Genomic DNA, 3281 nt, shown 5'->3' with positions numbered 1-3281 from the left:
AATAGGCGGCTTTTTCTTTTTATAGCGAGCTGATTAACATTCGATAATATTAACAGCCAATCCACCGCGAGCGGTTTCTTTATATTTAGTTTTCATATCGTTACCAGTTTCAAGCATGGTTTTAATCACTTTATCAAGCGATACCTTTTGCTCGCCACTGCCACGTATAGCTAAACGTGAAGCGTTAATTGCTTTAATAGCGCCCATTGCATTACGTTCAATACACGGCACTTGTACTAAGCCACCAACGGGGTCGCACGTTAGGCCTAAATTATGTTCCATACCAATTTCTGCTGCGTTTTCTACTTGCACAACATTGCCACCAACAATTTCTGTTAATGCGCCTGCAGCCATAGAGCACGCAACGCCGACTTCACCTTGGCAACCTACTTCGGCACCCGATATAGAGGCATTCTTTTTATATAAAATACCAATAGCAGCAGCGGTTAATAAATAACGCGTGGCTATATCGCGGTCTACTTCTTTCACAAATGTGTGATAGTACATAAGCACAGCCGGTAAAATACCCGCAGCACCATTAGTTGGTGCAGTAACTACACGGCCACCTGCCGCATTTTCTTCGTTTACGGCAAGGGCAAATAAATCAACCCAGTCCATTGCACGAAGCGGGTCGTTACTGACCTCTATATTTAGTTTTAAGTATAAGCTGGGCGCACGGCGCTTTACTTTTAAGCCGCCAGGTAAAATACCTTCGGTGCGCATACCACGGTCAATACAAGCCATCATTACTTTCCAAATATGGAACAATGTGTCTTTTACTTCGTCTTCAGTGCGCAGTGTTTTTTCGTTTTTCATCATCAAGGTAGAAACACTAAACCCAGACTCTTTACACATCTCTAGTAGTTCTTTTGCGCTACCAAATGGGAAAGGGGCTGGATTTTCTTCTCTAATATCGAGGGCAGCCTGTTTTTCGTTTTCAAACTCTTCGTCGGTAACAATGAAGCCACCGCCAATAGAGTAATATACTTTGCTGTAAACTTTTTCGCCGTTGTTTGAGGCGATAATTTCCATTGCATTAGAATGCTTAGGCAGTGTTTTACGACGATGGAAAACAATAGCACCTTGTTTTGGGAATTTGGCTTTGTGTGTTTTGTTTAGATAAATAACCTGATCTTTTTCAATGGTTGCTAAAATGTCGTCGACTAAATCGGCATCAATTGTTTCAGGATCGTAACCGGCTAAACCAAGAATTACGGCTTTACCCGAGCCATGGCCAACACCTGTTTGACCAAGAGAGCCATAAAGCTCTACTTTAATATCGGTCACATTTGCTAATAATTGTTGTTCTTGTAGGTCATTAACAAATAAGCGTGATGCGCGCATTGGGCCAACGGTGTGTGATGACGAAGGGCCAATACCAATGCTAAACATATCAAATGCACTGATCATAATGTGTGTGTCTCTACTTTGTTTTATCAGCACGAAGCTGCTCTTTGAACGGTCGAGCATGATAACGTGGAATTGTGATTGTGTAACTACTAATAACGAAGATTTAAACTGGTAAGGCGAGTTGTTTTGTAAAGTTTTTTATAATGCTTGCCGTCGCACCCCAAAGTAAACCATGCGGCGTTTTAAAACCTTGCAAAATAACCGTTTTCCCAAATCGTTGAAAAGGTAAGGGTTGCCAGTTAGCTTCGTTATTTAATTCAGTAACAGAGAGCAAAAAGCTCGCTTGTACTTCATTATAGTCATTTTCCCAGGTGGTGTTTTTTTTGAGTAAACCCACATAGGGGCTAATATTAAAACCCGTTAAGGTTGAATACTCAGGTAAGTGACCTAATACATTAACGTTGCTTTGGGCAATATTTAGCTCTTCTTTTAGTTCGCGAAGTGCTGTGGTGCGAAGGGTAATGTCGCTTACTTCAAACTTGCCTCCGGGCAAACAAATCTCCCCAGGGTGATGGTGTAAATAAGTAGGGCGTTTACACAGTAAAATATGTGCATGGTTATCTATATCAATAATTGGCAGCATAACCGCGCTAGCGCGTTTTTTACGTGTGTCTTTTAACTGATTTGGCGCAGCTGTAGGGCTTAACAGAAACCGCGCCATAATGTGTTCACTATTCAAAACGACCTACTGTTTTAATAAAGGGAGGATTTTATTTACTTTATCGTAAGTTTCTTGATATTCCAATTCGACTTTAGAATCAGCGACTATTCCGCCACCTGCCCAGCAGTAAATTTGCGCTTTGTGGCACACCAAGGTGCGAATAGTAATACTCGTATCCATATTTCCACATGCACTTAAATAACCAATCGAACCACAATAAATGCTGCGGCGATGTGGTTCTAGTTCTTCAATTATTTCCATCGCTCTAATTTTGGGCGCACCGGTGATTGAGCCACCCGGAAAAGCCGCTTTTAGCTGATCGACCGCTGTTTTACCTTCATCAAGTTCTGAGGTTACCGTGCTTACTAAATGATGCACTGCCGGAAAGCTTTCAATAGCAAAAAGGGAAGGGACGTGAACGCTGCCTGGTTTTGCTACTTTGCCTAAGTCGTTACGTAGTAAATCAACAATCATTACATTTTCAGCGCGATCTTTAGCTGATGCTGCGAGTATTTTCGCTTGGCGTTGATCCTCTAGTGCATCTGCTTTTCGCGGCAGTGTGCCTTTAATTGGCTTGGTTTCTACAACGTTATTGTTTACAGATATAAAGCGCTCAGGAGAAATTGATAAAATAGCCCCTTGAGGGTGATTTATAAAGCTTGAAAACGGCGCTTTATTTGCCTCACGCAGTTTAATATAAGCTGCCCAAGGGGAGCCTTCAAACTGAGCGTTAAAGCGCTGCGCTAAATTAATTTGGTAACAATCGCCACTTTTTAAATACTCCTCAATTTGGGCAAACTTTGCAGCGTATTCCGTTTCGCTCATATTTGATTGCCAGTCGCTGTTTAGGGCAAAGGACTGCGTATTAACTTGGGAGTTAGGGTGTGTATTTAAGTATTGCTCATAAAGCGCTAATCGATCGGTGTTTGGCTGCGATACATAAAACCAGCTTTGTTGCTGCTTGTCGTAAATAAGGGCATCTAAGTAAAGGCCAATAGCCATTTGGGGAAGATTAATGTCTTCAATAGCACGAGTGGGGATGTTTTCAATTGTACGGCCTAGGTCGTAGCCAAAGTAGCCAAGCCAGCCGCCGTTAAAGGGTAAATCGTAATCGGCTTTTGTTTTATCAAGATGCGAAAGCTCATTATTCATAATTTCAAAGCAGTTATCACTACTTTCTATATTATTTAAAAAGCTTTTATTATTTTTT

3 protein-coding genes are annotated in these 3281 nt (G+C 41.5%); all 3 read right to left on the bottom strand.

Features of this window, described 5'->3' with window-relative positions; genetic code table 11:
• Window positions 1-33: 33 nt before the first annotated feature.
• Window positions 34-1410: an L-serine ammonia-lyase gene (locus GQR46_RS17945; protein ID WP_010555091.1), complete on the bottom strand. Its 1377-nt coding sequence runs from the start codon at window positions 1408-1410 to the stop codon at window positions 34-36.
• Window positions 1411-1513: 103 nt separating this feature from the next.
• Entirely contained in the window at window positions 1514-2089 is a 576-nt protein-coding gene (locus GQR46_RS17940; protein WP_165741846.1) for a CoA pyrophosphatase, read from the bottom strand.
• A gap of 6 nt (window positions 2090-2095) precedes the next feature.
• The coding region (gene pabB, locus GQR46_RS17935) for an aminodeoxychorismate synthase component I (RefSeq protein ID WP_165741844.1) at window positions 2096-3281 on the bottom strand (1186 nt) is incomplete at its 5' end.

Source organism: Pseudoalteromonas sp. Z1A6 (assembly GCF_011378745.1).
Classification (GTDB): domain Bacteria; phylum Pseudomonadota; class Gammaproteobacteria; order Enterobacterales; family Alteromonadaceae; genus Pseudoalteromonas; species Pseudoalteromonas arctica.
Note: the sequence above shows the minus strand (reverse complement) of the source record. Positions and strands in the feature narration are given on the sequence as shown.